Below are 24,815 nucleotides of genomic sequence, written 5' to 3'. Positions count from 1 at the left end.
CTCGAGCCTGCGGATGCGGTCACCCAGGGAGTTCAGGCAACATCAACAGCGCGTCACCCAGACCGGGAGCGCGCCAACCAGCGCATAGACCGTGTCCGGTTATGCAGGGGCAAGATCACTGGAACCTACGTCGTTCAGCTGACGGGGGGATGGACAACCCGCACTGACCGCTCCATCAGCACGGAGACGGCATCGCGCAACTGCTACAACTTTGATCCGGAGGGAGGGAGCACGCTTGTTTGCGACTCGTGGCAGTGGAGCTACTTCGACAACACCGATTCGTCGGACGTCTGGAGCGATTTCACGCCACAGTCGATGACGATCGAGGTCGCTGCAGTACCTGAACCAGCGACGACGGCGATGCTCGCTCTTGGCTTGGTGGTGCTCGCATTGGTTGCGCGTCGACGCGGCCAACGACACGGCCACGACGCTCGGCTTGCAAGCGCAGGCTCTTGATCCTCCGATTGCCCTCCCTGGAAATTCCGCTGTCCCCTTGTCACGATGGCTCGTGAAGCTCGACAACCACTCAGCCCCTCCCGCCAAGGCGATGCGTAGGCCGCCCTTGCTCAGTTCACCAACTTCGACGCCCAGGAAGACCGTCCGCTCCTGCAGTACGTAGAACGGCTGCTGTTTTCGGCAGCAACGGCTCGCCCTGGCAATTGGTCTGGGTGGCCCTCCGGGCTCGGCCCCGGCGGGCGCCGGAGCGCGTGGGCGATGCCCTCGAAGTGGCGATGCGCGAGCTGTGGACGCCTGCCACCCCGGGTGCGTGAGACTAGGCGACCATCCAGCAAAAGGCTAGGCTCGCGCCACGACCCCCCATAGATCACGCCGCTGTGGTCACTTCTGGTCGACACGCTGCGGCTGCGAGGGACGACGGTGCCGCCCGTTGCGGCTGCGTTCGTGAGGAGGAGTTGTGATGAAGCTGAGCGACTACACGATCAAGGCGCGCCTGCTCGCCCTTGCAGCACTGGCCGTGCTGGCCATGCTGCTGGTGGGGGTGCAGGGGCTGCGCAGCCTGTCCCAGGCGCAGGCGGACTTCACGCACTATGTCGACAACGATGTCGAGTCACTGACCCAACTGGCCGGCGTGCGGGCCGGCGTCGGCAACCTGCGGCGCTACGAGAAGGATCTGCTGATCAACCTGGCGGACGCCAAGTCGGTGGAGCGTTATCGCAAGGACTGGAGCGACACCTTCGACAAGACCGCCGATAGCCTGGGCCGCATGGGCAAGCTGGACCTTCCGGCCGATCTAAAGCGCATGCCCGAAGAACTGCTGAAGTCGCTTCAGGACTATCGCAGCGGCTTCAACGGGATTGCCGAGCGCGTGGCCAAGGGCGAATTTGCGGACACCGCTGCGGCCAATCAGGCGATGGAGCCCGTCAAGGGCCCGGTGCGGGCCGTGGACAAGACGCTCAGCGAGATAACCGCCACCGTCGACAAGCATTCGGCGGCGCGGGTAGCCGAACTCGCGAAGAAGGAGGCGGCCATCCGCCGCAACCTGCTCATCGTCATCGTCATCGCCGTGCTGCTGCTGGCCGCCTACACGGCGGTCAACATCCGCTCCATCCTGACGCCGCTGGCCAACGCAGTGAAGGCTGCGGAACGCATCGCCGGGCAGGACCTCAGCCAGCCCGTGAACGTGGTCGGACGCGACGAGACGGCGGCCGTGATGCGCGGCGTACAGGGCATGCAGGATTCGCTGGTCAAGGTGGTGTCCGGTGTGCGCCGGAGCACCGACAGCATCGCCACGGCCTCGCGCGAAGTGGCCGTCGGCAGCCAGGACCTCAGCAACCGCACCGAGCAGGCGGCGTCCAACCTGCAGGAAACCGCCTCGGCCATGGAGGAGCTGACCGCCAGCGTCACCCACAATGCCGAGTCGGCCCGTCAGGCCAACCAACTCGCCAACGACGCGGCCGACGTGGCGCGCCGCGGCGGCAGCGTCGTCAACGAAGTCGTGCAGACCATGGGGCGCATCAGCGCCTCGTCGACCAAGATCGCCGACATCATCTCGGTCATCGACGGGATCGCCTTCCAGACCAACATTCTGGCGCTGAACGCCGCTGTCGAGGCCGCGCGGGCGGGCGAGCAGGGCCGCGGATTCGCGGTTGTCGCTGGCGAGGTGCGCACACTGGCTCAGCGCTCCGCGGAGGCCGCCAAGGAGATCAAGTCGCTCATCACGCAAAGCGGCGAGAACGTCCACAGCGGTGCGACGCTGGTGGCCCAGGCCGGCGACACGATGAAGGACATCATCGACGCCATCGCCCGCGTGAGCGCCATCGTTTCGGAGATCAGCCTGGCCACCGGCGAGCAGAGCACCGGCATCGGCCAGATCGGCCAGGCCATCGCCAACCTCGACCAGATGACGCAGCAGAACGCCGCCTTGGTCGAGGAATCCGCCGCCGCCGCTCAGAGCCTGCAGCAGCAGGCCGATGAGCTGTCGCAATCAGTGGCGGTTTTCAAGCTGAGCTGACCTCGCTGGGCCGGCCGCGGCGGCGCAACCGCCCGGCGCGCTCGATCATGTCGTCGACGATCTCGTAGAGCACCGGGATCACCAGCAGGCTCAGGAAGGTGCTGGTGATCAGGCCGCCGATGACGACGATGGCCATGGGGGCGCGGAAGCTGGGGTCGGTGCCAAAGCCCAGGGCGATGGGCAGCATGCCGGCACCCATCGCCAGCGTCGTCATGACGATGGGGCGGGCGCGCTTGTGACAGGCATCCAGCAGCGCATCCAGGCGGGACAGGCCCTGCTCGCGCTGCGCGACGATGGCGTACTCCACCAGCAGAATGGAGTTCTTCGTCGCGATGCCCATCAGCATGATCATGCCGATCATGGCCGGCATGCTGAGGTCGGTCTGCGTGACGAACAGCGCGAGGATGGCGCCCGGGATCGAAAGCACGAGCGCGCCCAGGATGGTCACTGGCTGCACCCAGGCGTGGAAAAGCAGCACCAGCACGATGTAGATGCAGGCCACGCCAGTGCCCATCGCCAGCAGGAAGCCCTGGCCCAGCTCGGCGAAAGCCTCGGCATCACCGATCTCGGCCTTGCTGACGCCCGGGGGCAGGTTGGTGATGCTGGGCAGTGCCGCTGCCGCCGCCTGGACCTCGCTGAGCGGGCGGCCGTTCAGCTCGATCTCGAAGTTGACGTTGCGCAGCCGGTCATAGCGGTCGATCTGTGCGGGGCCGCTGGTCACCGTCATCTCGGCCACCTGTTGAAGCGGCACCGGGCCGTGGGTGCCCGGCACGGTGAGCTGGCCCAGCAGCGCGAGGTCGGTGCGCGCGGCGTCGGGCAGGCGCACAACGATGGGGATCTGGCGCTGGCTCAGGTTGAGCTTGGGCAGCAGCTGGTCGTAGTCGCCCGCCGTGGCAATGCGCAGTGTGTCGGCAATCGCCGCGGTGGACACGCCCAGATCGGCCGCACGCGCCGCGTCGGGGCGCACGATCAGCTCAGGGCGTTGCAGGCTGGAGCTGCTCGTCACCTGGCCGATGCCGGGCAGTGCGCGCAACTCTTTCTCGACCTTGGCCGCATGGGCGGCCAACTGCTCGCCGTCCTCGCCGGCCAGCACGAGCTGGTACTTCTCGCTTGAACCACCGAAGCTGACCTTCAGCCGTGCGCCGGCAATGCCGTCGAGGCGCTCTCGCAGCTCGCGCTCGATCTGCTGCTTGCTGATGCCCGAGCGGTCGCTGCGCGGCGTCAGGTTCAGCGTCAGCGTGGCCTTGCGGGCCTCGGCCGCGCCGCTCATCGCGAAGGGGTCACCGCCAGCGCTGCCGCCGCCGACGGCCGTGTAGACCAGCTTCACATGCGAATGCGCCGCGGCCGCCACGCGTACTTGCTCGGCGATGGCCGCCGTCTGCTCGTAGGTACTGCCGGGCGGCAACTCGACGCTGATCTGCGTCTGACTCAGGTCGTCCGGCGGGATGAAGGCGCCGGGGATGGCACCCATGAACAGCGGCGTGCAGGCGGCCACGCCAAAGACCGCCGTCAGCGCCATGGTCTTGCCCTTGTGCGTGAAGGCCCAGCGTGCGGCCTTCAGGTAGGTGGGCATCCAGAACGGTTCCTTGTGCACCTTCTTCGGCGCCTTCAGGATGTAGGCCGCCATCATGGGCGTCAGCATGCGCGCGACCACCAGCGAGAAGAACACGGCGATGGACGCCGTCCAGCCGAACTGCACGAAGAACTTGCCGACCACGCCGCTCATGAAGGCCGTCGGCAGAAAGACGGCGATCAGCGTGAAAGTCGTCGCGATGACGGCCAGACCGATCTCGTCGGCGGCCTCTCGCGCCGCCTCCAGCGGAGTCTTGCCCATCGTCAGATGGCGCATGATGTTTTCAATCTCGACGATGGCGTCGTCCACCAACACGCCGATGACCAGTGACAGCGACAGCAGCGTCACCACGTTGAGCGTGAAGCCCATCCAATACATGACGAGGAAGGTCGGGATGGCCGACAGGGGCAGCGCCACGGCGCTGACGAAGGTGGCCCGCCAGTCCCGCAGGAAGAACCAGACGACGACGACAGCCAGGAAGGCGCCTTCCAGCAGCAGCGTCAGGCTGCCCTCGTAGTTCTCGATGACCGGGTCGACGAAGTTGAAGGCCTCGGTGATGGTGATGTCGGGATGGGCGGCCTTGAGCTCCTCAAGTGCTGCGCGGATGCGCTCGGCCACGTCGACCTCGCCGGCGCCCTTGGCGCGCACGATCTCGAAACCCACCACCTGCTTGCCGTTCAGGAAGGCGCCGCTGCGCCGTTCGGCCAGCGTGTCGCTGACGCTGGCAACCTGGTCCAGCCGCACCTGGCGACCGTCGGGCAGTGGAATGCTCAGCGCGGCCAGCTGGTCGGCGCTCTGCACGGTGGCGATGGTGCGCAGCGACTGCTCGGTGCCGCCGAGCTGTGCGCGGCCCCCGGGCGCCTCTTGCTGCACCTGCTTCAACTGGCGCGACACATCGGCCGCGCTGACACGCAGCGCCAGCAACCGCGCCGGGTCAATTTCCACGCGCAGCTCGCGGCTGACGCCGCCCACGCGCGCCAACGAGCCCACGCCGCGCACGGCCAGCATGCGCTTGGCCACCTGGTTGTCGACGAACCAGGACAGCGCCTCGTCGTCCATGCGCGTGCTGGAGACGGTGTAGGTCAGGATGGGCATGCCCGACAGGTTCATCTTCGTGATGACCGGGTCGCGCAGGTCGGCCGGCAGGTCGGCGCGGATGCGGCTGACCGCGTCGCGCGTGTCGTCCAGCGCCTCCTGCAGCGGCTTCTCCAGGCGGTACTCGGCCGTGATCGTCGCCACGCCGTCCTGCACCTTCGTGTAGAGATGCTTGAGCCCTTGCACGGCGGCCAGCGAGTTCTCGATCTTGCGGGCGACCTCCGTTTCCATCTGCGCCGGCGCGGCGCCGGGCAGCGAGGCGCTGACGACGATGGTGGGCAGCTCGATGTCGGGGAACTGCTGGATCTTCATCTGCTTGAAGCCGTAGAGCCCGGCCGCCGTCAGCATGATGAAGAGCATGATGGCCGGCACCGGGTTGGCGATGGACCAGCGGGAGACGTTGAACATGGTGCGTCTTCCTTTACTGCGCCGCTTGCGCCACGCGGACGGTGTCGCCATCCGCCAGGAAGCCCACGCCGGACTCCACCACGGCAGCGCCGGCGCTGAGGCCGGACGTCACCTCGACACGGTTGCCTTCGCGGCGGCCGATCTGCACCTTGGTCTCGCGTACCTTGCTGCCGTCCAGCCGGAAGACGTAGCTGAAACCATCGCGCAACAGCACCGCGCTCTGCGGCAGCGACAGTGCCTGGCTCTCGCCGAGCACGAAATCGCCACGCGCGAACAGGCCGGCGCGCAGCGCGTCGCCGGCCTTCAAGTCCACATAGACCAGGCCATTGCGCGTCTGTGGGTCGACCTGCGGGGCGACACGGCGGACGCGGCCCTCCACCGGTGGCGCGCCGCTCGGTTGCACGCGCACTGTCTGGCCAGGCTTGAGTCGCGACAGCTCGGGGCCGGGCACTTCGGCGCGCCACTCCAGGCGGCCCTGGCGTTGCAGGCGGAACAGCTCCTGACCCGGCTGCACCAGTGCGCCAGGTACGGCGGTGCGGGCGCTGATGACGCCATCATCCGGCGCGGTGATCTGCGTGTACGACAGCCGCAGCTGGTCGGCCTGCACACGCGCCTTGGCCGCAGCAACGCGGGCCTGCGCGGCGGCGTCAGCGGCCAGGGCCTGGTCGATGGCCTGGGGCGACAGCGCCTCGCTGCCCTGCAGCGTCTTCACTCGTTCAGCGGTCTGGTGCGCTTCGCGCGCCGAGGCCTCGGCCTCCAGCAGCGCGGCGCGGCCGGCCGCGAGGTCGGCTTCCAGCGTGCCGGGGCTCAGGCGGGCCAGCAGCTGACCCTTCTTGACGCGGTCACCCACGTCGACGTTCAACACGGCCAGGCGCTGGCCGCCAATTTCGGCGCCGATGATGACCTCCTGCCAGGCGGCGATGGAGCCGGTGCCTGACAGCGTCTGGTGCCAGGCACCCGACTGCACCAGCACGCGCTTGACGGTCAGCGCGGGCCTTGGTGCCGCGCTGGCCGCTTGCTGGGCGATGGCGGGGCCGCTGGACAGGGCGACGACAAAGGCGGCGGCCAGCGCGACGGTGAGGGCTGCGGTGGCGACAGTGAGGAGGGGCAGGCGTTTCTTCATGATCAACGGGCAGAAGCGGTGTTCGAGACGGTGTTCGTGAGGGCGTCGGTGGTCCAACCCCCGCCGAGGCTGCGGTAGAGGCGGATCCACGCCAGCGCGTGTTCGGCCCGTACGGTCAGCACGGCGTCGTAGGCGGCCAGCGCGTTTCGGAAGGTGACGTTGCGCTGCGTGCCGCTTTGCAGGCCGGCCTGGGCCTGGGCGCCGGAGCGGCGGGCGATGCCTTCCCACTCGCGCCGCACGGCGTCAACCTCGCGCTCGCGCTCGGCGCCGGAGGCCACGCGCTGCAGAGATTCCTCGACCTCGGCCACGGCTGTCTGCCAACGCGACTGCAGCGCGGCGGCGGCCTCATCGGCAGCAGCTTCCGCGCCTTGCGCGCGCGCCCGGCGCAGGCCGGCATCGAAGATGGGCAGGCTCAAGCTGGGGCCGAAGGCCCACATCGAGCCGCTGCTTGTCGTGCCACCCACGCGCAGTCGCGATTCGCCAGCCAGCGCCGCCAGGCTGAGCTGCGGCCAGCGCTCGGCCTCCGCGCTGCGCTGCTGTTGCACCGCGCCTATCCAGCGCTGGTGTGCGGCGGCCAGATCGGGGCGCTGTGCCAACAGTTGGGCGGGCAGGGCGCTGACGTCGAAGGCCGGTGTGCGTGGTTGATCGCGCTTGATCTCGAAGCCTTCGGTGACGACAGCGGGCGGCGCCAACTCGGCAGCCAGACCCTCGGCCCGTTCGCCGCACAGCAGGGCCAGCGTCTGCAACGCGATCTGCGCCTCTGCGCGCCATTGGCTCCGCGATGCGACGGCGACCGCGCGCTCGGTGTTCAAGATGGCGGCGTCGCTGGCACTCAAAAGCCCGGCCGCTTGCTGCTGCCTGGCCCAGGCGGCGATCTGCTCGGCGAAGCGTGTGTCCAGCTCGGCCGACTCCTCGCGTGCCTGCGCCAGTCGCAGTTGCACGTAGGCCTGGGCGACATCCGCGGCCAGGCTGACTCGCGCGGCGTGCCAGTCAGCGGTCGCTGCCGTGGCCTCCGCGGCGCCGGCCGCAGCGGCGGCGCGCTGGCCGCCGAACAGGTCGATCTCCCAGCTGGCATTGAACTGGCCGCTGAGCTGGGTGCTGTCGCCGGGAATGCCGTTCAGCGCCCGGCCTCGCTGCGCCTGGGCGCTGGCGCTGACTTGGGGCAGCAGCCCGGCTCGCGCCTGCGCGGCGCCGGCCTCGGCCTGGCGGCGGCGCGCGGCGGCCTGGGCCAGCGTGGGGCTCTGCGCCTGGGCGCGCTCGACGAGGCGGGCAAGCTGCGGGTCGCTGAAGGCCTGCCACCACTGGGCGAGCGCTGCGGTGCTGCCACCGTGCGGCAGGGGCGAGCGCCAGACCGTGGGAATGGCTGCGTCGGCGGGCGGCGCAGCGGGCGGCACAGTCGTGCAAGCGGCGACAAGTGCCAGCAGCGGCGCAGCAAGGAGAAGGCGTGGGTTCATGAGGGCAGGTGCTTCTTGCGCTCGTACTCGACCAGTGCGCAGCCCCAGTCGGCGAGGCGGGCGCAGGTCTGTTCGAGCTGGGGGTCGTTGACCAGCAGTTCGGGGTGGAAGGCGTCGACCATCGGCCGGCTCATGGCGTAGTCGTGCGCCATGGCCTGCAGGCCCATGGCGAGCTGGAAGATCGCGGCGTCGGGTGCAGCCAGGCCGGCATGGCGGGCCAGCAGGCCGGCGAAGCGGTCGAAGATGGGCCCGATCTCGGCGGCCACCATGTCCATGAAGATGCGGCTCGGCGCCTGCATCTCACGCAGGAAGAGCTGGGCGCTGCAGGCGCCGTCGTCGAACAGAAACGGCCGAAGGAAGCGGCAGATCGAGTCGTGCAGGCTCATGCCGGCGTCGTCGAAGCCGGTCATGCGCTGCTGCAGGTCGAGCACCGGCAGGCGCAGCACCTCGGCGTAGAGCCCGTCCTTGTCGCCGAAGTGGTAGTGGATGGCGCCCGGGTTCACGCCGGCCGCGGCGCAAATCTCGCGTGTCGGCACGGCGTCGAAGCCGCGTTCGCCGAACAGGCAAGCGGCCTCGTGCAGCAGGCGTTCGCGGGCTGGCAGCGTGTCTGCGACTAAGGGTTTGCGAGGGGGCATGGGGCCGGACTGTAATACCAACCAAGCGCTTGCTTGGAAAATGTTTTGTATCGTTTTATCGCCCGACGGCGGCGCGGGTGTCAGGCGGCTCGGAGAACGCCAGTCAGGGCCGGAGCGGGCCGCAGAGCGCCCACGTCGAGGCCGCGCCAGTTGCGCAACTGCAGATGGCTATAGCTGCGCAGCAACTCGCTTTCGGCCTTGAGCAGCGCCTGGGCGACGGCGGCAAAAGCGGCCTCGGCCGCACGCACGGCGCCGTCATCGATCTTCAGCGCGACACCCAGGCCCAACTCCGGCAGCGCCGCGCAGTACACGCCCTCGGCGCCAATCTTGCAGAACAGGCGCTCGCCGAGAGCCTGCATGACGAGAGTGTCGAACCGGTCGGTACCGCCAACCATGAAGGGTGCGGCCGCGACGGCCTGGCGCAGTCGCCGTGCGGCGCGGGCGTTGCCGTCAGACAGCCCCTGGCCCGTGCCGCAGCGGGCGAAGGCCAGTGCCAGCGAGCGCAACGGCAATGCGAAGGTTGGGATGGAGCACCCGTCGATGCCGCGAGGCGCCTGCTCGACATCGATGCCCGTCGCCGCGGACAGCGCACCTGACACCTCCCGCATCACCGGGTGCTCCGCGGCGATGTAGCCGCGCGCGAATGCGGCGGCGTCTGCCCCACCATTGCGGGCCATCAGGCAGGCGACGCAAACAAAGCCGCTATGCTTGCCCGAACAGTTGTTGTGCAGGGCGCTGGCGACCTCGCCGCGCGCCAGCATGCAGCGCAGCACTGGCTCCCGGCCGGGCCACTGCGTGCCGCATTCCAGCGCATCGGCGGTCAGTCCCAACTTGGCCAGCACACCGGCGGCCGTGGCCACATGCTCGGGCTCGCCGCTGTGCGAAGCACAGGCCAGCGACAGCTCGGCATCGGTCAGCTCGAACGCGTCGGCAGCGCCGCTGGCCACCAGCGGCAGCGCCTGCAACAGCTTGACGGCGGAGCGGGGGAAGATGGGCCGTTCGATGTCGCCCAGCGCGGTGTGCACCGCACCCGAGCTGTCGACGATGGCCAGCGCGCCGGCATGCTGCGATTCGACGGCGCTACCGCGCATCACTTCGATGAGGACGGGGTTCATGTTGGCAGTCTAGGCGCGGCTGGCTTAAGCCTGAATGAGGGTCGGCGGTGGCCTGGCATGTGGCGTGGAATCGATTCCATGAACAGACCCGCAAAACACGGAGACCGTCCGGTGCCCCTAGGACCTTTCCCAGGCACCGTTGACAAATACTAAGCCCGTCTCAGATACTAAATTGGAACCGATTCCAAATGGTTCCAACAACAGACGGAGACTCACGTGGAGAAACGCTCACTCCTGGAGGGCAGCGCCCTTCAGATGAAAAACTGCGCCCGCGCCGCCCTGCTCGGCGGGCTGATGGGCGCGGCGCTGCTGGCCGGCTGCGGCGGCGGTTCGACCGATCCTTCGCCTGCGCCCGGCCCCGCACCGGCGCCGCCACCCGCGCCAGCGCCCGCTCCAGAAGGCCTCACGCTGCTGAAGACAGACGGCAGCAAATGGGTCAAGGCCAGCGGCACCCAGGTGCTGCTCAAGGGCACCAACCTGGGCAACTGGCTGGTGCAGGAGTTCTGGATGATGGGTCAGGGCGGCAATGGCGTGACCGACCAGTGCACACTGGAAGCGAAGCTGACCGAACGCTTTGGCTATGACGAGAAGGAGCGGTTGATCCAGCTCTTCCGCGACAGCTGGATGACTTCGCGCGACTGGGACCAGTTGCAGGCCTTCGGCTTCAACGTCGTGCGCCTGCCCATCCTGTGGAGCGTCATCGAGGACGAGAAGAAGCCCAGGACCCTGCGAGCGGATGCCTGGAAGTATCTGGACTGGAGCATTGCCGAGGCGAAGAAGCGCGGTATCTACGTGATCCTCGACCTGCACGGGGCTCACGGCGGCCAGACGCCCAACGACCACACCGGCTGCGCTGGCCAGAACAAATACTGGACCGATACCGAGGCACAGGAACGCACCAAGTGGCTGTGGCAGCAGATCGCCACCAAGTACAAGGACGAGCCCGTGGTGGCGGCGTACGACCCGCTCAACGAGCCCTGGGGTTCAACCGCGGAAGCCATGGTGGCGCGTGTGGAGGACCTCTACAAGGCCATCCGCGCCATCGACGACAAGCACATCGTGCTGCTGCCCAGTCACTACGGCAGCATCGAGGCCTACGGCAACCCGACTGCCAAGGGCTTCACGAACGTCGCCTTCGAGATCCATCCCTACCCGGGCCTGTTCGGCGACCGGCCGGGCGACTCCCCGTATATGGTCCACCGCGACTGGCTGCGCTGCGGCGCCAGCGGCACCGCCGGGGTCTGCGCCTACAACAAACAGGTCAGCGACCTGAAGATCCCGTTGCTCGTCGGAGAGTTCCAGCCCTGGCAGGGCGCGGGTCTGGAGCTCGGCGGCCAGATCGGCCGCGCCACCTACGACACCTACGCCAGCTATGGCTGGGCGTCCACCTCCTGGTCGTACAAGCTGGTCAGCCCGGCCGGTGGCTCGGGCAAGGGCACCTGGGGCATGGTCACCAATGCCGTCAACACCAACTTCGACACTGGCGTGGGCATGGTCACCAAGGCCAGCACCTGGGATTGCGCTGGCTGGGACGTCAGCTTTGCCAATGCCTGCGCGGTCAAGGCGCCCACCATCAAGGTCGGCGGCATGGGGGCCAAGACCTATTACTTCGTCATCAAGAGCGGCGCGGTGGCCGGTAGCAACCCTGACGTCAGCTTCGACAAGATCAGCATCACTGACACCGCCACCAACGCCGAAGTCATCACCAACGGCGGCTTCGGCTCCAATGCCGGCTGGACGCCGCTGACCATCAGCGGCAGCCTGAACCTGGACTTCAACGACGCGACAGCAGGCAAGGCGCCGACGGGCAGCGACGGCGCCGTGCTGCGCGTGACCCGCCCCGCGGGGGTCAGCGGCGAGGTCAACGGCGGCGTCTATCAAGCCATCACGCTGCAAGGCGGCAAGACCTATGCGCTGAGCGGTGTGTTCAAAGACAACGGCAGCGCCAACACCTGGGCCGAGATGTACCTGGTGGACAAGCTGCCGGTGCAGGGCAAGGACATCATCGACATGAACGGCAAGGTCGACTTCACGACCGCCACCGCCACCGAGATTGAAACCCTGTTCAAGAGCTACGCCACGCAGGCCTTGGAGGTCCACGCCGGCTTGGCGCAATGGATGACAAGTACTACGGCGCCCGAAGTGTTCCAGTTGCCGGCGCGCCCCGCCGACCTGAAGCTGACGGAAGGCAGCAACGGCAATGCGCTGGCTTGGAGCGCCAGCGCGGACGCCAAGGTCACGGGCTACGGCGTCTACCGGTCCACCGGCGCCGGTGGCAGCTACACCAAGCTCGCCGACAAGGTCACCACCAGCACCTATACCGACACCACGGCAGTGCCGGGCACAACCTATTACTACGCCGTCACCGCACTCACCGCTGTCAACGAAAGCTACTACAGCGACGCTGCCAGCACAGCCGTGCGTTTCGTGGCTGTGCCTGCGACGCTGCAGGCGGAAGACTTCACCGCCATGAGCGGCATACAGCTCGAAAACTCCAGCGACACGGGCGGTGGCCAGAACGTCGGCCACTTCGACCCCGACGACTACATCGAGTTCAAGATCAGCGTGGCCACGGCGGGCAACTTCAGCATCGACTACCGCCTGGCGAGCGCCAATGGCAGCACCGGCTTTGAAGTCTGGGTGGACGGCGTGAAGACGGTTGAGACGATGGCTGTGCCGAACACCGGCGGTTGGCAGACCTGGGTCACGCAAACCAGCGCCAGTTTTGCCCTGACGACCGGCAACCACACGCTGCGCCTGAAATCCATTGGCAAGGAGTGGAACTTGAACTGGCTGAAGGTGAACGCGAAGTGAGCCAAGAGATAGCTGGCCCACCAGTTCAACGTCGCTGAACCGAGGGTATTTTGAGCGCGGCGTGACGAGATAGGTGCAGCCCGCGTGTCCGGCTGACTAGAAGAGGAATTCCCGTTGCGCAACAATGATTTACGGACCGTAAAATCGCGTCATGCAAAAGACCGTTGAGCAATTGGTCCGTGAGTCAGGCCCTACCGGCATCGCGCCGGAGCGCCTCATGGAACTGCTCGGCGGCTCTATGAGCCGTTCCACGCTCAATCGAACCCTGGCAACTCTGATGAGCCAAGGCTTCGTGGCGCCCATCGGCCGCGGCCCGGCGAGGCGCTATGTGACGTTGAGCCCTTTTAGCCTGGCAGACGTCGACGCGTTCTTCCAGCGTCCGGTCAGCATGCGCCCGCTCGCGCCTTTTCGCGAAGAGCTGCTGGACCCAACGCCCAACATTGACCCGGAGCGGGCGAGGCGTTGCGCGCAGGTCCAGGCTCTGGCCAATCCGATGGACCGAAAGTATCTCTCTCGATTCCTGGTGGACTACTCGTGGGCGTCGGGGGTCCTGGAAGGCAGCAGCTACAGCGAAATCGACACTGAGGCGCTCGTGGTGTACGGCGAACGCGAACCAGACAAGCCGCAGGAGGATGCAGTTCTCGCCCTGAACCACAAGCGAGCTGCCGAATACCTGTGGACGCATCGCGACCTGAGCGTTGAGAACATCTGCGCCATGCATGCCTTGCTCACCGACGACCACGGTGTCGCGGGACTGACCACTTCGGATCACTTTCTTCCCAGGCAACAGCGCGGGGTTCCACGCGTCTACGAAGACGTGAACCTCGCCAACTCGGCATACCTGCCGCCTCATCGACCCGGCACAACACATGCGCACGACGTGCTGGTCCGCATCGTCGAGACCGCCAAGCTGCTGGCGCCAGTCGAGGCTGCCGTTTACCTGCTGACACGCATCGCCTACGTGCAATCCTTTGCCAACGGCAACAAGCGCACGTCTCGTATTGCTGCCAACTTGCCGCTGCTCGCTGCTGGTTTGGTGCCGTCTTCCTTCGTCGACATCACCAAGGCAAGATACATACGAGGCATGGCGGCGTTCTACGAATTGGGGTCCATGCTCGTCATTGAGCAGGCCTTCATTGATGGCTACGTGCGCTCCATCATGCGCAGCAGCAACCTGCCGCAGGCACTACGTGGTGTCGGTGCTGACGTAGACGGCGCGGCCAAGCAGCTCGGCGACTTCATCAACTCGGGGAATCGGCCCAAGACGCCGGCCGTTGCCCGCTTTATTGGCCCGCCGCCGAAGGCTGACGTTGGCTCGTCAACCGCAGATACAAAGGCAGCGAGGACGAGCCGCAACGATCTCGGCTAGGCGACTGTTGCCACGGCAATGCGAACACCGAATTCGTGGGGCCACAGTGACCGAGCCACAGGGCGCCGCTTAATCCACGTGCACCCGATTCCGCCCACCCCGCTTGGCCGCATACAGCGCTTGGTCGGCACGATTGAGGAGGTTCTCGCCCTGCTGTTGCGGCGCGCCGCCGGCGATGCCGACGCTGACGCGCACGAACAGCCCGGGCGTGATGGCTGCCCAGTCGTGTTCGGTGATCGCCAGCCGCAGACGTTCGCAGATCTCGGCGGCCTGAGGCGGCGCGATGCCGACCAGCACGGCCAGGAACTCCTCACCGCCGATGCGGGCCAGCAGGTCGGCGCTGCGCAGGCGGTGGCGCAGTAGCTGGGCCAGCTGCTGCAGCACCGCGTCGCCAACGGCATGACCGTGCGTGTCGTTGATCTTCTTGAAGTGGTCCACGTCCAGCGCCGCCACGCTGATGACCTGGCCCGCCACGCGCGCGCCCTCGACCAGCAGCGGCACCGCAAACTCGGCGTGGCGCCGGTTGTGCAGGCCGGTCAGCACGTCTTCATGCGCGGCGCGGTCCAGGGCCATCGCATGCTCGCGCAGGCGCTGTTGCTCGGTCTCGAGATGGACCGCGCGGGCCCGCTCGCGGCGAGCGTCGGCGGTGGCGCTTTCGGCGCGCGCCTGCGCCTGCTCGACCTGGTCCCGGATCAGGATGACCTCGGTCTGCAGCACCAGGTTGTCGCGGCTGATCTGGCGGTCCAGGCCGAACAGGTCTTCCAGCCAGGCCAGCGCCTGCCTGTACTGGCCGCAGGCCTTGTGTGTCTCGTAAAGCGAGCGAACCAGCAGGCGGCGCAGCTGGGGCGGCGGCTCGACGGCGGCGTTCAATAGGGCTTCGAGGATGCGCGCGGCCTGCAGCGGCTCGCCCTTCAGGCGCAGGAAGACGGCGCGTTGCACGTCGGCTTCGATGGCCAGCGTGCGGTAGCCGTGGTCATGGGCGATGTGGCCGAACTCGTTGAGCAGCGGCAAGGCTTCGTCGAGCAGGCCGCCGGCAAGCAGCGCGTTGACGAGGTTGGACACCGCCACGGCCACCTTGAAGGGGCTGCCGGAGCTTCGCGCCAGCTCGGTGGCCTGCTCGGCTGTGCGGCGGGCGCTGACAAGTGCTTCTGCCAGCGCGTCGGCATTGCCCTGCGCCTGTGCTTCCTCGACGCGCTTCAGCCAGAAGTACGCCAGGTTGTTGTGGCAGGAGAACAGCACCTCCTGCATGCCGGTGCCCGCGGCGATCTCCAGCGCCTGCTCCGTCGACGCGCAGGCCTGCTCCGGGTTCTCCAGGCTTCCATAGGCCACGCCCACGCGGTTCAGCGCCCAGGCCTCGCGCACCGGGTCGGCGGCGCGGCGTGCGGCAGCCAGCGCCTTCATGCCCGACTCCAAGGCCTCCCGCGCCATCAGCAGTTGGCCGTAGACGAAGGCCTGCGAGGTCAGCGCGTCGGCCAGCAACACGTCGTCGCCCAGGCGTTGGGCCAGGGCCAACGCCTCGGTAGCGCAGCGCGCGCTGGAAGTCAGCCGGCCGAGGCGCGGGTATTGGTGCGCGAGCAGGGCGAGGGCCTCGCCGCGGCGGCGCAGTTCGGTGGCCGGGCAGGTGAGCAGTAGCTGCTCCAGCCCCTCGCTCGACGCCTGATAGGCGCCGGCCGCCGCAAGCCGGCGCTGCGCCGCGAAGCCTGTGTCGAACGCGGCAGCGTCAAAGCCGCCGTCATCGGCGGGCAGGCTTGGCAGAAGGTCCAGAAGGTCTGACATCGGAGCCGCTGATTCTGCCTAGCCCCAGAATGCCGGCCATGACTGTGATCACGGTTTTCGGGGTTGACTTCACGAGTGCGCCCCGGGCGGGCAAGCCGATTCGCATTGCCGAGGGCCAGCGCCACGGCGTCGTCGTCCGCCTGGCCGGCCTGACAGCGCTGGACAGCCTGGACGGCTTCTCCGCCTGGCTGATGCGCCCGGGGCCCTGGGTCGCCGGCCTGGACCTGCCTTTCGGCCTGCCGCGCGAGCTGGTCGAGCACCTCCGCTGGCCGACCGACTACGCCGCGTTGATGGCGCACTACGCCGGCCTGGAGCGGGCCGACATCCGCGCTCGCTTTGCGGCCTTCTGCGATGCGCGGCCGGTGGGCGGCAAGTTCGCCCACCGCGCCTGCGACGGCCCCGCCGGGTCCAGCACCAGCATGAAATGGGTCAACCCGCCGGTGGCCTGGATGCTGCATGCCGGCGTGCCTCGACTGATCGCGGCTGGCGTGCACCTGCCTGGCCATCTGGACGGTGACACGAGTCGCATTGCGCTGGAGGCCTACCCCGGCCTGCTGGCGCGCGAGCTGATCGGTCGACGTTCGTACAAGAGCGATACCAAGGCGGCGCAGACGCCAGAGCGGCTGATCGCGCGCAAGGACATCGTCGACGCGTTGGAGCAAGGACGGTCCAAGCTGGGCCTGCGTCTGAAGCTCAGCCATGCGCAACGCGACGCCCTGGTGGCCGATGCCAGTGGCGACAGCCTGGACGCCGTGCTGGCGATGCTGCAAGCCGCCTGGGCCGCCGAGCAACCCCGCTACAGCTGGCCGGCGGGTGTCGACCCGCTGGAAGGCTGGATCGTCGGCGCGTGAGCCATCTAGGATCCCCGGCCATGCTGCATCGCATCGACGAAGAAGTCACCTTTCGCAAGCTCGAGATCCTGCTGGCCTTCATGGAAAGCGGCAGTCTTGCGCGCGCCGCTGAGCGGCTGGGCATCAGCACGGTCAGCGTGCACCGCGCGCTGCATTCTCTGGAGACGGGCACGCGCTGCAGCCTGTTCCGGCTGGAGGGCCGCAACCTGCAGCCCAACGACGCGGCGCATGCGCTGGCCGACGTGGCGCGCGAGGTGCTGCAGAACATGGCGAACGGCATCCGCGCCACGCGCGAAATCGCTGGCTACGCGGCCGACCGCATCCGCATCGGCTCGCTGTACTCGTTGACCAGCGGCACCGTGCCGGCCCTCATCATGGCCTTGCGCTTGCGCAAGCCGGACATCCAGACGGAGCTGGTGCTGGGCTCCAACAGCGACCTGCTGCGCAAGCTGCGCGACGGTGTGGTTGATGCTGCGGTGATGGGCTTCCCCGAGGGCGCGGTTGACGTCGAGTCGCAGCTGCTGTTCGAGGACGAAATCTTCTTCGCTGCGCCGGCCGATTCACCCCATGCGCGCCAAGCTGAGATCGACCTCGGCGGCTGCGCCGACGAGCGCTTCGTGTCGCTCAACGAGGGCTACGTCACGCGCGACCGCTTCGTCGAGGCCTTCCGCGTCGCGGGCTTCGAGCCGCATGTGGCCATGACCACCAACGACATCTTCTCGTTGATGAACCTGGTGAGCGGCGGCATCGGCTGCACGCTGCTGCCGGGCCGCATCCGCGGCGTGCTGCCGCGCAATGTCGTGCTGGTGCCACTGCTGCCGCGCTACCAGATGCGCCAGAAGATCAGCGTCGTCTTCCTGCGCACGCGGGAGCGCGACCCCAACCTGCTGTCGCTGCTGGGAGCGTGCCGCAGCCATTCGGCCGACCTGCAGGCACCCGCACCACCCGGTTGAAGGGGCGCCGGGGAGAGGCTCATTCCAGCTTGGCGCCGGAGGCCTTGACGACGGTAGCCCAGCGCTTGACCTCGGCGCTGACGAACTGGCCGAAGGCGTCGCCGTAGAGGTTGGGCGTGTCGGCGCCCAGGCCGTTCCAGATCTTGCGGATCTCCTCGGTGGCAAAGGCCTTGCGCAGTTCGGCCTGCATCGTGGCCACGGCCTCCTTGGACGTGCTCTTGGGCGCCCACAGGCCGTACCAGGTCGACACCTCGTAGCCCGGCACGCCGGCCTCGGTGGCGGTGGGCACATCGGGGAAGCCGACGGCGCGCTTGGACCCCGCCACGGCCAGCGCCTTGACGCGCCCGCTCTTGATGTGGGTGGCCGAAGAACCCAGGCCGTCGAACATCAGATCGACCTGCCCGGCGATCAGGTCCTGCAGGGCCGGGCCGGCGCCGCGGTAGGGGATGTGGGTGATGAAGGTCTTGGTCTGTAGCTTGAACAGCTCGCCCGCCAGATGGTGAGAGGTGCCATTGCCGGCCGATCCGTAGTTGAGGCGGCCGGGCTTGGCGCGCACCGCGGCCAGCAGGCCCTTCAGGTCGCCGACCGGCAACTGGCCCGGGTGGACGACGATGACCTGGGGCACGCTGGCCAGCAGTGCGACGGGAATGAAGTCCTCCTCCAGCTTGTAGTCCAGACGCGGGTACATGGCCGGTGCGATGGCATGGTGCACAGCGCCCATGAAGAAGTTGCTGCCGTCCGCCGCCAACTTGGCCGCCACGCCGGCGCCCACAGTGCCGCCAGCGCCACCCTTGTTGTCGATGATCACCTGGCGGCCCATCTGGCGCGTCAGCACCGTGGTCAGGGGGCGCGCAAAAGCGTCTGTACCGCCCCCGGCCGGAAAGGGGACGATCCAGGTGTGGGGCTTGTTGCCCTGGGCCTGGGCCAGCCAGGGGGTCAGCAGTGCGGGTAGAAGGGTGCGGCGTTTCATCGTGATGTCTCCTGTTCTGTGAGTCAGCGTCCCGTGCCTTGTCGGCATGGCGCTGCCATCGCACGGTAAGCGCGCAGACGCCGCCAGATCAATCAGCCAGTCCGATGAATGCTTACCCAAAGCGGAACGTTCAACGACCGACATTTCCAGCGAGCGTAAACGTCGGACGGCGAGGTTGATTGATTGGCCGGGCGGCCACTTCCACACTGCGGCTGCAACAGAGGAGAACCCGATGAACGCCCCGGCCTGGAACCAGCGTGACCGCCAGCGCCGCGAGCGCCTCTCGCGAGCCGCGGCACTGGCCGGCGTGCAAGGCCGGCGTGTGGCCGCCGAAGCCATCGTGTCGCTGCTGGAGTGCGTGCTGGAGCCCGGCGACCGCGTCTGCCTGGAGGGCAACAACCAGAAGCAGGCCGACTTCCTGGCCAAGGCGCTGGTGCAGGTTGACCCGCAGCGCGTCCATCACCTGCACATGGTGCAGTCGGTGCTGGCCCTGCCCGAGCACCTGGACGTGTTCGAGAACGGCATCGCGTCCCGGCTGGACTTCAGCTTCAGCGGCCCCCAGGGTGCCCGGCTGGCCAAGCTGGTCGCGGCAGGTGGCATCGAGATCGGCGCCATCCACACCTACCTCGAATTGTTCGCGCGCTACTTCGTCGACCTGACGCCCAAGGTGGCGCTGGTGGCGGCGCATGCGGCCGACGCCCAGGGCAACCTCTACACCGGCCCCAACACCGAGGACACGCCGGCCATCGTCGAGGCCACCGCCTTCTCGGGCGGCATCGTCATCGCCCAGGTCAACGAGATCGTGGATGTTCTGCCGCGCGTCGACATCCCGGCCGACTGGGTCAGCTTCGTCGTCAAGGCCCCCAGCCCCAACTTCATCGAGCCGCTGTTCACGCGCGACCCAGCGCAGATCAGCGAGATCCAGGTGCTGATGGCCATGATGGCCATCAAGGGCATCTATGGCGAGTACGGCGTGCAGCGGCTGAACCACGGCATCGGCTTCGACACCGCGGCCATCGAGCTGCTGTTGCCGACCTATGGCGAATCGCTCGGCCTCAAAGGCAAGATCGGCAAGCACTGGGCGCTCAATCCGCATCCGGCGCTGATTCCGGCGATCGAGGCCGGCTGGGTCGAATCGGTCCACTCCTTTGGCTCCGAACTCGGCATGGAGGACTACATCCGTGCCCGCTCCGACGTCTTCTTCACCGGGCCCGACGGCAGCCTGCGCAGCAACCGTGCCTTCTGCCAGGCGGCCGGGCATTACGCCTGCGACATGTTCATCGGCTCCACGCTGCAGATCGACCTCGATGGCAACAGCTCGACGGCGACGCTGGGCCGCATTGCCGGCTTCGGTGGCGCGCCCAACATGGGCGCCGATGCGCGTGGGCGCCGTCACGCCAGCCCCGCCTGGTTGAAGGCCGGCGCCGAGGCCCGCGCCGGCCGCAGCGGCGCCGCCGGCACGCCGCGCGGCCAGAAGCTGGTCGTGCAGATGGTGGAGACCTTCCGCGAGCACATGCAGCCTGCCTTCGTCGAGCGGCTCGACGCCTGGACGCTGCAGGAACAGGCCGGCATGGCGCTGCCGCCGATCATGATCTACGGTGAGGACGTGTCGCACATCCTGACCGAGGAAGGCATCGCCAACCTGCTGCTGTGCCGCAGCGACGAGGAGCGCGAGCAGGCCATCCGTGGCGTGGCCGGCTACACGGCGGTGGGCCTGGCGCGCGACGCGCGCATGGTCGAGAACCTGCGCGACCGCGGTGTGATCCGCCGACCTGCCGACCTCGGCATCGACCCGCGCGACGCGACGCGCAACCTGCTGGCCGCGCGCAGTATGCGCGACCTCGTGCGCGCCTCCGGCGGCCTCTACAGCCCGCCCAAGCGTTTTCGCAATTGGTGAGGACATGACGATGACCAACCCTGGCCTCGAAACCCTGGACTACGCCTTCACCGGTACGCGGCCTGCCGGCGCCTTCGCGCCGGTGCTGGTCGGCGTCGTCGGCTCCGGCAACCTCGAAGTGCTGCTGGAGCCCGCGGTCGGCAGCGACTGCCGTGTCCACATCGAAACCTCGGCGCGCGGTTTCGGCGCCATCTGGTCGGCGGTCGTCAGCGACTTTCATCAGCGCCACCAACTCGCCGGCGTGCTGCTGTCCATCCATGACATGGGCGCCACGCCGGCCGTCGTCAGTCTGCGGCTGGACCAGGCCGCGCAGGAGTTGCAGCCATGATCAGCTATGCCGAATGCTCGGCGCGTGAGCGTCTTGCGCTGGTGGTCGACAAGGGCAGCTTTCACGAATGGCTGCCGCCGTCGATGCGGCTGACCAGCCCGCATCTGGCCCAGCTGGGCGTGCCCTCGGCCTTCGACGATGGCGTCGCCATCGGCCGCGCGACGCTCGATGGCCATGAGGTCTTCGTCGCCGCGCAGGAAGGCGAGTTCATGGGCGGCGGCGTCGGCGAGGTGCATGGCGCCAAGCTGGTCGGCCTGATGAAGCGCGCGCTGCGCGACCGGCCCAAAGCGGTAGTGTTGCTGGCCGAGTCCGGCGGCGTGCGCCTGCATGAGGCCAACGCGGGTCTCATCGCTGTGTCCGAGGTGATGCGCGCACTGCTCGATGTGCGCACCGCAGGCATTCCCGTCATCGTGCTGATCGGCGGCGCCAATGGCTGCTTCGGCGGCATGGGCATCGTGGCGCGTTGTGCCGACCACATCGTCATGAGCGACCTCGGTCGGCTGGCCATGTCGGGCCCCGAGGTCATCGAGGCTTCGCACGGTGTCGAAGAGTTCGACTCGCGCGACCGCGCCCTGGTCTGGCGCACGACCGGCGGCAAGCACCGCTGGCTGAGCGGCGATTGCGATGCGCTGGTGGAGGACGACGTCGCCGCCTTTCGCGCGGCAGCCATCACAGCGCTGGATGCGGCGCGGCCGGTCACGCTGGATTTGCTGGAAGCGGAACACGCCCGGCTCGCCGCGCGCCTGCTTTTCGAAGGAAATGACGCGGTCGCCTTCTGGGCGTCGACCGGTGCGGCCGACGCCGCCCGCGTGCCCGACCTCGATGTGGCCGCGCTGCAACCGCTGGGAGCACACTGATGGACTGGCAGACGCTTGCGGATGAGCTCTTCGGTGCCGGGCACGGCATCACACGCGACGGCGACCTGCTGCGCGGCACCGTCGAGTTCGACGGTCAGCCCCTCACGGTCATCGGCAGCACCGACCATGCGCCAGTCGGGGTGCAGCTTGCGCTGGCCCAGGCGCGTGCCGTGCTTGACACGCTGGCGCAGCACCCGAGCCGCGGCATCTTGCTGCTGATCGACACCCAGGGCCAGCAGCTGCGCCGCCGCGACGAGTTGCTCGGCATCAACCGCGCGATGGCCCATCTCGGCATGTGCATCGACCTCGCGCGCCGTCGCGGCCATCGTGTGCTGGGCCTTGTCTATGACCAGGCGCTGTCCGGCGGCTTCATCACATCCGGCCTGATCGCCGATGCCTGCGACGCGCTGCCCGAAGCCGAGATCCGTGTCATGCGCCTGCCGGCCATGGCCCGTGTCACCAAGCTGCCCGAGGCCATGCTGGCCGGGCTGTCCGAGTCCAACCCCGTGTTCGCGCCGGGTGTGGACAACTACGTGGCGATGGGCGGGGTGCGCAAGCTCTGGCAGGGCGACCTGGCCACCGCGCTGCGAGAGGCCTTGGCCAGCGCGCCGACAGCCGACCAGCGCGCCGAGGACGGCGCCGCGCGCGGCGGCCGGCGGATGGCCGCCCGCGTGGCCCAGTTAGTGCTGGACGCGCCATGACGCCGCTGCACCGCCACCAGATCGCCTGGCTGTCCAGCGCCGGCTGGGCGCGCCTGCTGGGCGGCAGCTGGGACGAGACGGCGCGTCACTGCCTTCAGCATTGGGCCGGGCATAGCCTGCCCGTGGTCGTCACACGCCAGTCGATGGATGACGGCGACACCATTGCCCTGGGCCTGTGCGCGCCGGGCCGCTGGCAGCGCCGCCGCCTCGCGCTGCGCGTGCCGCTGGCCGAGGTGCTGTATTTCGACGAGTTCCCGCGCCTCGACCAGGTCCTCGGCCAGCTACCCGCCAGCGCGCGCCCTGCGGCGCGGCAACTGGCTGAACGGCTGCAGGTCGATGGCGTGACAGCCCGCGCCTATGGCAGCCACGGCTGGGAGCACTTCACCGGGCTGGACCATCTGCGCGAGGGCTCGGACGTTGACCTGTGGGTGGCGGTGGAGGACGCGCAGCAGGCGGATGCCGTGACCGCGGTGCTGGCCGGTTTCGTTGCGCCGACGCTGCGGCTGGACGGCGAACTGGTGTTCGAAGGTGGCGCCGCAGTGGCGTGGCGCGAATGGCAGGCCTGGCGCGCCGGTCGAGCCCACACGCTGCTGGTCAAGCGCCTGCACGGCGCGGCGATGGCCACTTCGCTCCATGAGTTCGAAGGCGCCGAGGTCAGCGCATGAAGCCTCAACGCGCAACCGCATCTCACGTGCCCGGCGCGCACGAGATCGGCCGTGCCGCCACGCTGGCCCTGCATGACGAACTCGCCCTGACGCCCAAGCCCGGCCTCGTCACGCTGACCGACCGTGGCAGCCATGGCGACATGGATGCCCACACCTTCATGCGCAGCCTGTTCGCGCTGCGCAGCTACTTCGTGCGCATCGCCGAGCTGGGCGCGGCCGGCGCGCCCTTTGCCGAGCTGGAGCGCTGCGGCATCGCCGCCGAGGCCCGCATGCTGGCCGCTACGGGCGGCGTCAACACTCATCGCGGCGCCATCTTCATGCTCGGCCTGCTCTGCGCATCGGCCGGCGCGCTGTCGGCACAAAGTCAGCGGCCCACGCCCGCGGCCGTGCGCCAGACGCTGCTGGCGAGGTGGGGCGGCACGCTGCGCGTGCGCGCGCAACGACCGCCCACGTTGCCCGGCGGCATAGCCGCGCGCCGCCTGGGCCTGCGCAGTGCCTCCGACGAGGCAGCGCTCGGGTTTCCAACGCTGTTCGAGACGGCCGAGCCCGCATTGCGCGCGGCACGTGGGCGCGGGCTGGCGAGCATGCCGGCCCAGCTGGACACGCTGTTCGCCGTCATGGCCGTGCTGGACGACAGCAACCTGGCGCACCGCGGGGGGGTGGAGGGACTGCGTTTTGCGCAGGCGGCCGCGCGCGATTTCCTCGCCGCCGGTGGCGCTTCGCAGGGCCCTGAAACCGCCGCAGCCATCGGCGCCGAGTTCGTACGCCGCCGACTTTCGCCCGGTGGCTCGGCCGACACACTGGCTGCCGCCTGCTGGCTGCAGCGCATCGGGTGACGCTGGCGCTGCTCTTCCCGGGTCAGGGCGGGCAACACCCGCTGATGCTGCCCTGGCTGGACGCCCAGCCCGAAGCCGCCGCGCCGCTGCAGGCCATGGCTGGCCACCTGGGCGCGGACTGGCGGTCGCGGCTCGGCGACGCGGCTTGGCTGCACAGCAACCAGGTGGCCCAGCCGCTGCTGACCGGCCTCGAAATCGCGGCCTGGCGGGTGCTGGCGCCTGTGCTGCCGCAGCCCGCCGTGGTCGCCGGCTACAGCGTGGGCGAACTTGCAGCCCATGCAGTGGCCGGGGTGTTCGACACCGACACGGCGCTTGAGCTGGCCGCTCTTCGCGCGCGGGCCATGAGCGACAGTGTGGCCGGTCAGGCCACCGGGCTGCTGGCCGTGCAGGGTCCGGGTGCGCTGGCTTTGGCCGAAGCTTCACCGGGCCTGGCGGTCGCTATCCGCATCAACGCCGAGCGCGCCATCGTCGGCGGTGCGGTCACTGCGCTGGAATCCGCTGCGGCAAACTGGACCGCCGCGGGCTTTCGCTGCACGCGCCTGCCCATCGCCGTCGCCTCCCACACGCCGGCCATGTCCGCTGCCGCAGCGGCGGTCGCTCAACGCCTGGCCGTGCTGACCCTGAGGCCACCGTCGACATCCATCGTCTGCAACTTCAGCGGCAGCGCGAGTCGCAACTCTGCCGTTCTGGCCAACGCGCTGTCCCAGCAGATTGCAAGCACCGTGCGCTGGGACGACTGCATGGATGCCGTGGCTGAGCGCGGCGTGCGTTGCGTGCTGGAGGTCGGCCCCGGCTCGGGGCTCGCGGCAATGTGGCGCAACCGCCATCCGGCCATCCCGGCGCGCTCCGTCGACGAGTTCCGTAGCGCAGAGGGCGTGCTGTGCTGGGTTGACGATTGCATGGGGCGTGCGGCCAGCGCTTGAGG

At 68.5% G+C, this 24,815-nt stretch carries 20 protein-coding genes; 13 read left to right on the top strand and 7 right to left on the bottom strand.

The genetic code is table 11. The annotated features are described in order from the left end of the window. Nucleotides 1–456, top strand: a 456-nt coding sequence (locus ASC81_RS27095) for a PEP-CTERM sorting domain-containing protein (RefSeq protein ID WP_156392221.1), incomplete at its 5' end; no start/stop codon positions are given. A 460-nt stretch (nucleotides 457–916) separates the two neighbouring features. Then, nucleotides 917–2,470: a methyl-accepting chemotaxis protein gene (locus ASC81_RS28195; RefSeq protein WP_056269942.1), complete on the top strand. Its 1,554-nt coding sequence runs from the start codon at nucleotides 917–919 to the stop codon at nucleotides 2,468–2,470. Here the strand turns inward: ASC81_RS28195 and ASC81_RS18045 are convergent. The 5 genes from ASC81_RS18045 to ASC81_RS18025 form a co-directional block, all read right to left on the bottom strand. Further along, complete coding sequence (locus ASC81_RS18045) at nucleotides 2,457–5,546, bottom strand: efflux RND transporter permease subunit (protein WP_056269940.1); 3,090 nt, start codon at nucleotides 5,544–5,546, stop codon at nucleotides 2,457–2,459. The two genes, ASC81_RS28195 and ASC81_RS18045, sit on opposite strands and share 14 nt — an antisense overlap. Nucleotides 5,547–5,559: 13 nt before the next feature. Continuing rightward, the gene (locus tag ASC81_RS18040) at nucleotides 5,560–6,669 is read right to left on the bottom strand and encodes an efflux RND transporter periplasmic adaptor subunit (RefSeq protein WP_056269938.1); all 1,110 of its coding nucleotides are present in this window, start codon (nucleotides 6,667–6,669) and stop codon (nucleotides 5,560–5,562) included. Nucleotides 6,670–6,671: 2 nt separating this feature from the next. After that, the gene (locus ASC81_RS18035) at nucleotides 6,672–8,123 is read right to left on the bottom strand and encodes an efflux transporter outer membrane subunit (protein ID WP_056269935.1); all 1,452 of its coding nucleotides are present in this window, start codon (nucleotides 8,121–8,123) and stop codon (nucleotides 6,672–6,674) included. After that, a complete protein-coding gene (locus ASC81_RS18030; RefSeq protein WP_056269931.1) occupies nucleotides 8,120–8,758 on the bottom strand; it encodes a TetR/AcrR family transcriptional regulator in 639 nt (212 codons plus the stop codon). Before ASC81_RS18030 ends, ASC81_RS18035 begins: the two co-directional genes overlap by 4 nt. Nucleotides 8,759–8,838: 80 nt before the next feature. Next, complete coding sequence (locus ASC81_RS18025; RefSeq protein WP_056269928.1) at nucleotides 8,839–9,873, bottom strand: asparaginase; 1,035 nt, start codon at nucleotides 9,871–9,873, stop codon at nucleotides 8,839–8,841. A gap of 216 nt (nucleotides 9,874–10,089) precedes the next feature. Between ASC81_RS18025 and ASC81_RS18020 the strand changes: the two genes are divergently transcribed. Continuing rightward, nucleotides 10,090–12,687 (top strand): cellulase family glycosylhydrolase, encoded by a 2,598-nt coding sequence (locus ASC81_RS18020; RefSeq protein WP_200960050.1) that lies wholly within the window; start codon nucleotides 10,090–10,092, stop codon nucleotides 12,685–12,687. A gap of 151 nt (nucleotides 12,688–12,838) precedes the next feature. Further along, on the top strand, nucleotides 12,839–14,056 hold the full coding sequence (locus ASC81_RS18015) for a Fic family protein (RefSeq protein ID WP_082536615.1): 1,218 nt from the start codon (nucleotides 12,839–12,841) through the stop codon (nucleotides 14,054–14,056). Nucleotides 14,057–14,125: 69 nt separating this feature from the next. Here the strand turns inward: ASC81_RS18015 and ASC81_RS18010 are convergent, their stop codons facing one another. After that, nucleotides 14,126–15,832 (bottom strand): GGDEF domain-containing protein, encoded by a 1,707-nt coding sequence (locus tag ASC81_RS18010; protein ID WP_056269922.1) that lies wholly within the window; start codon nucleotides 15,830–15,832, stop codon nucleotides 14,126–14,128. A gap of 38 nt (nucleotides 15,833–15,870) precedes the next feature. Between ASC81_RS18010 and ASC81_RS18005 the strand changes: the two genes are divergently transcribed. Continuing rightward, nucleotides 15,871–16,683, top strand: coding sequence for a DUF429 domain-containing protein (locus ASC81_RS18005; RefSeq protein WP_082536623.1), 813 nt, complete (start codon nucleotides 15,871–15,873; stop codon nucleotides 16,681–16,683). A 20-nt stretch (nucleotides 16,684–16,703) separates the two neighbouring features. After that, nucleotides 16,704–17,636 carry a LysR substrate-binding domain-containing protein gene (locus tag ASC81_RS18000; RefSeq protein WP_056269918.1) on the top strand — a complete coding sequence of 311 codons (933 nt, stop codon included), beginning with the start codon at nucleotides 16,704–16,706 and terminating at the stop codon, nucleotides 17,634–17,636. A 19-nt stretch (nucleotides 17,637–17,655) separates the two neighbouring features. Here ASC81_RS18000 and ASC81_RS17995 read toward each other — a convergent pair whose 3' ends face one another. Then, entirely contained in the window at nucleotides 17,656–18,606 is a 951-nt protein-coding gene (locus tag ASC81_RS17995) for a tripartite tricarboxylate transporter substrate binding protein (RefSeq protein ID WP_056269915.1), read from the bottom strand. Nucleotides 18,607–18,838: 232 nt separating this feature from the next. Here ASC81_RS17995 and mdcA point away from each other — a divergent pair, with 232 nt between their 5' ends. Genes mdcA through ASC81_RS17960 form a run of 7 tightly spaced genes read left to right on the top strand, consistent with a single transcriptional unit; the run spans nucleotide 18,839 to nucleotide 24,813 of the window. Next, the gene (mdcA, locus tag ASC81_RS17990) at nucleotides 18,839–20,503 is read left to right on the top strand and encodes a malonate decarboxylase subunit alpha (protein WP_056269913.1); all 1,665 of its coding nucleotides are present in this window, start codon (nucleotides 18,839–18,841) and stop codon (nucleotides 20,501–20,503) included. Between the two features lie 4 nt (nucleotides 20,504–20,507). Beyond that, on the top strand, nucleotides 20,508–20,831 hold the full coding sequence (gene mdcC, locus ASC81_RS17985) for a malonate decarboxylase acyl carrier protein (protein WP_056269910.1): 324 nt from the start codon (nucleotides 20,508–20,510) through the stop codon (nucleotides 20,829–20,831). Further along, on the top strand, nucleotides 20,828–21,688 hold the full coding sequence (locus ASC81_RS17980; RefSeq protein WP_056269907.1) for a biotin-independent malonate decarboxylase subunit beta: 861 nt from the start codon (nucleotides 20,828–20,830) through the stop codon (nucleotides 21,686–21,688). The genes mdcC and ASC81_RS17980 overlap by 4 nt, the downstream gene beginning before the upstream one ends. Continuing rightward, the gene (locus tag ASC81_RS17975; RefSeq protein ID WP_056269905.1) at nucleotides 21,688–22,389 is read left to right on the top strand and encodes a biotin-independent malonate decarboxylase subunit gamma; all 702 of its coding nucleotides are present in this window, start codon (nucleotides 21,688–21,690) and stop codon (nucleotides 22,387–22,389) included. Before ASC81_RS17980 ends, ASC81_RS17975 begins: the two co-directional genes overlap by 1 nt. Continuing rightward, entirely contained in the window at nucleotides 22,386–23,054 is a 669-nt protein-coding gene (mdcG, locus tag ASC81_RS17970; RefSeq protein ID WP_056269902.1) for a malonate decarboxylase holo-[acyl-carrier-protein] synthase, read from the top strand. The genes ASC81_RS17975 and mdcG overlap by 4 nt, the downstream gene beginning before the upstream one ends. After that, on the top strand, nucleotides 23,051–23,890 hold the full coding sequence (mdcB, locus tag ASC81_RS17965) for a triphosphoribosyl-dephospho-CoA synthase MdcB (RefSeq protein WP_056269900.1): 840 nt from the start codon (nucleotides 23,051–23,053) through the stop codon (nucleotides 23,888–23,890). Before mdcG ends, mdcB begins: the two co-directional genes overlap by 4 nt. Beyond that, the gene (locus ASC81_RS17960; protein WP_056269898.1) at nucleotides 23,887–24,813 is read left to right on the top strand and encodes an acyltransferase domain-containing protein; all 927 of its coding nucleotides are present in this window, start codon (nucleotides 23,887–23,889) and stop codon (nucleotides 24,811–24,813) included. Before mdcB ends, ASC81_RS17960 begins: the two co-directional genes overlap by 4 nt. Nucleotides 24,814–24,815 lie beyond the last annotated feature (2 nt).

Source organism: Pelomonas sp. Root405, assembly GCF_001425165.1.
Classification (GTDB): domain Bacteria; phylum Pseudomonadota; class Gammaproteobacteria; order Burkholderiales; family Burkholderiaceae_C; genus Pelomonas.
The sequence above is the reverse complement of the archived record's forward strand: the minus strand, read 5'-3'. Positions and strand labels throughout refer to the sequence as shown.

Bases quoted from the DNA above. Each gene is read 5' to 3' on its own strand.
- ASC81_RS18005 (WP_082536623.1), top strand. From the start codon at position 15,871: ATGACTGTGATCACGGTTTTCGGGGTTGACTTCACGAGTGCGCCCCGG.
- mdcG (WP_056269902.1), top strand. From the start codon at position 22,386: ATGACGCCGCTGCACCGCCACCAGATCGCCTGGCTGTCCAGCGCCGGC.
- ASC81_RS18015 (WP_082536615.1), top strand. From the start codon at position 12,839: ATGCAAAAGACCGTTGAGCAATTGGTCCGTGAGTCAGGCCCTACCGGC.
- ASC81_RS17980 (WP_056269907.1), top strand. From the start codon at position 20,828: ATGATCAGCTATGCCGAATGCTCGGCGCGTGAGCGTCTTGCGCTGGTG.
- ASC81_RS18040 (WP_056269938.1), bottom strand. From the start codon at position 6,669: ATGAAGAAACGCCTGCCCCTCCTCACTGTCGCCACCGCAGCCCTCACC.
- ASC81_RS17975 (WP_056269905.1), top strand. From the start codon at position 21,688: ATGGACTGGCAGACGCTTGCGGATGAGCTCTTCGGTGCCGGGCACGGC.
- ASC81_RS18010 (WP_056269922.1), bottom strand. From the start codon at position 15,832: ATGTCAGACCTTCTGGACCTTCTGCCAAGCCTGCCCGCCGATGACGGC.
- ASC81_RS17995 (WP_056269915.1), bottom strand. From the start codon at position 18,606: ATGAAACGCCGCACCCTTCTACCCGCACTGCTGACCCCCTGGCTGGCC.
- mdcB (WP_056269900.1), top strand. From the start codon at position 23,051: ATGAAGCCTCAACGCGCAACCGCATCTCACGTGCCCGGCGCGCACGAG.
- ASC81_RS18000 (WP_056269918.1), top strand. From the start codon at position 16,704: ATGCTGCATCGCATCGACGAAGAAGTCACCTTTCGCAAGCTCGAGATC.
- mdcA (WP_056269913.1), top strand. From the start codon at position 18,839: ATGAACGCCCCGGCCTGGAACCAGCGTGACCGCCAGCGCCGCGAGCGC.
- ASC81_RS18030 (WP_056269931.1), bottom strand. From the start codon at position 8,758: ATGCCCCCTCGCAAACCCTTAGTCGCAGACACGCTGCCAGCCCGCGAA.
- ASC81_RS28195 (WP_056269942.1), top strand. From the start codon at position 917: ATGAAGCTGAGCGACTACACGATCAAGGCGCGCCTGCTCGCCCTTGCA.
- ASC81_RS18035 (WP_056269935.1), bottom strand. From the start codon at position 8,123: ATGAACCCACGCCTTCTCCTTGCTGCGCCGCTGCTGGCACTTGTCGCC.
- ASC81_RS18025 (WP_056269928.1), bottom strand. From the start codon at position 9,873: ATGAACCCCGTCCTCATCGAAGTGATGCGCGGTAGCGCCGTCGAATCG.
- ASC81_RS18045 (WP_056269940.1), bottom strand. From the start codon at position 5,546: ATGTTCAACGTCTCCCGCTGGTCCATCGCCAACCCGGTGCCGGCCATC.
- mdcC (WP_056269910.1), top strand. From the start codon at position 20,508: ATGACGATGACCAACCCTGGCCTCGAAACCCTGGACTACGCCTTCACC.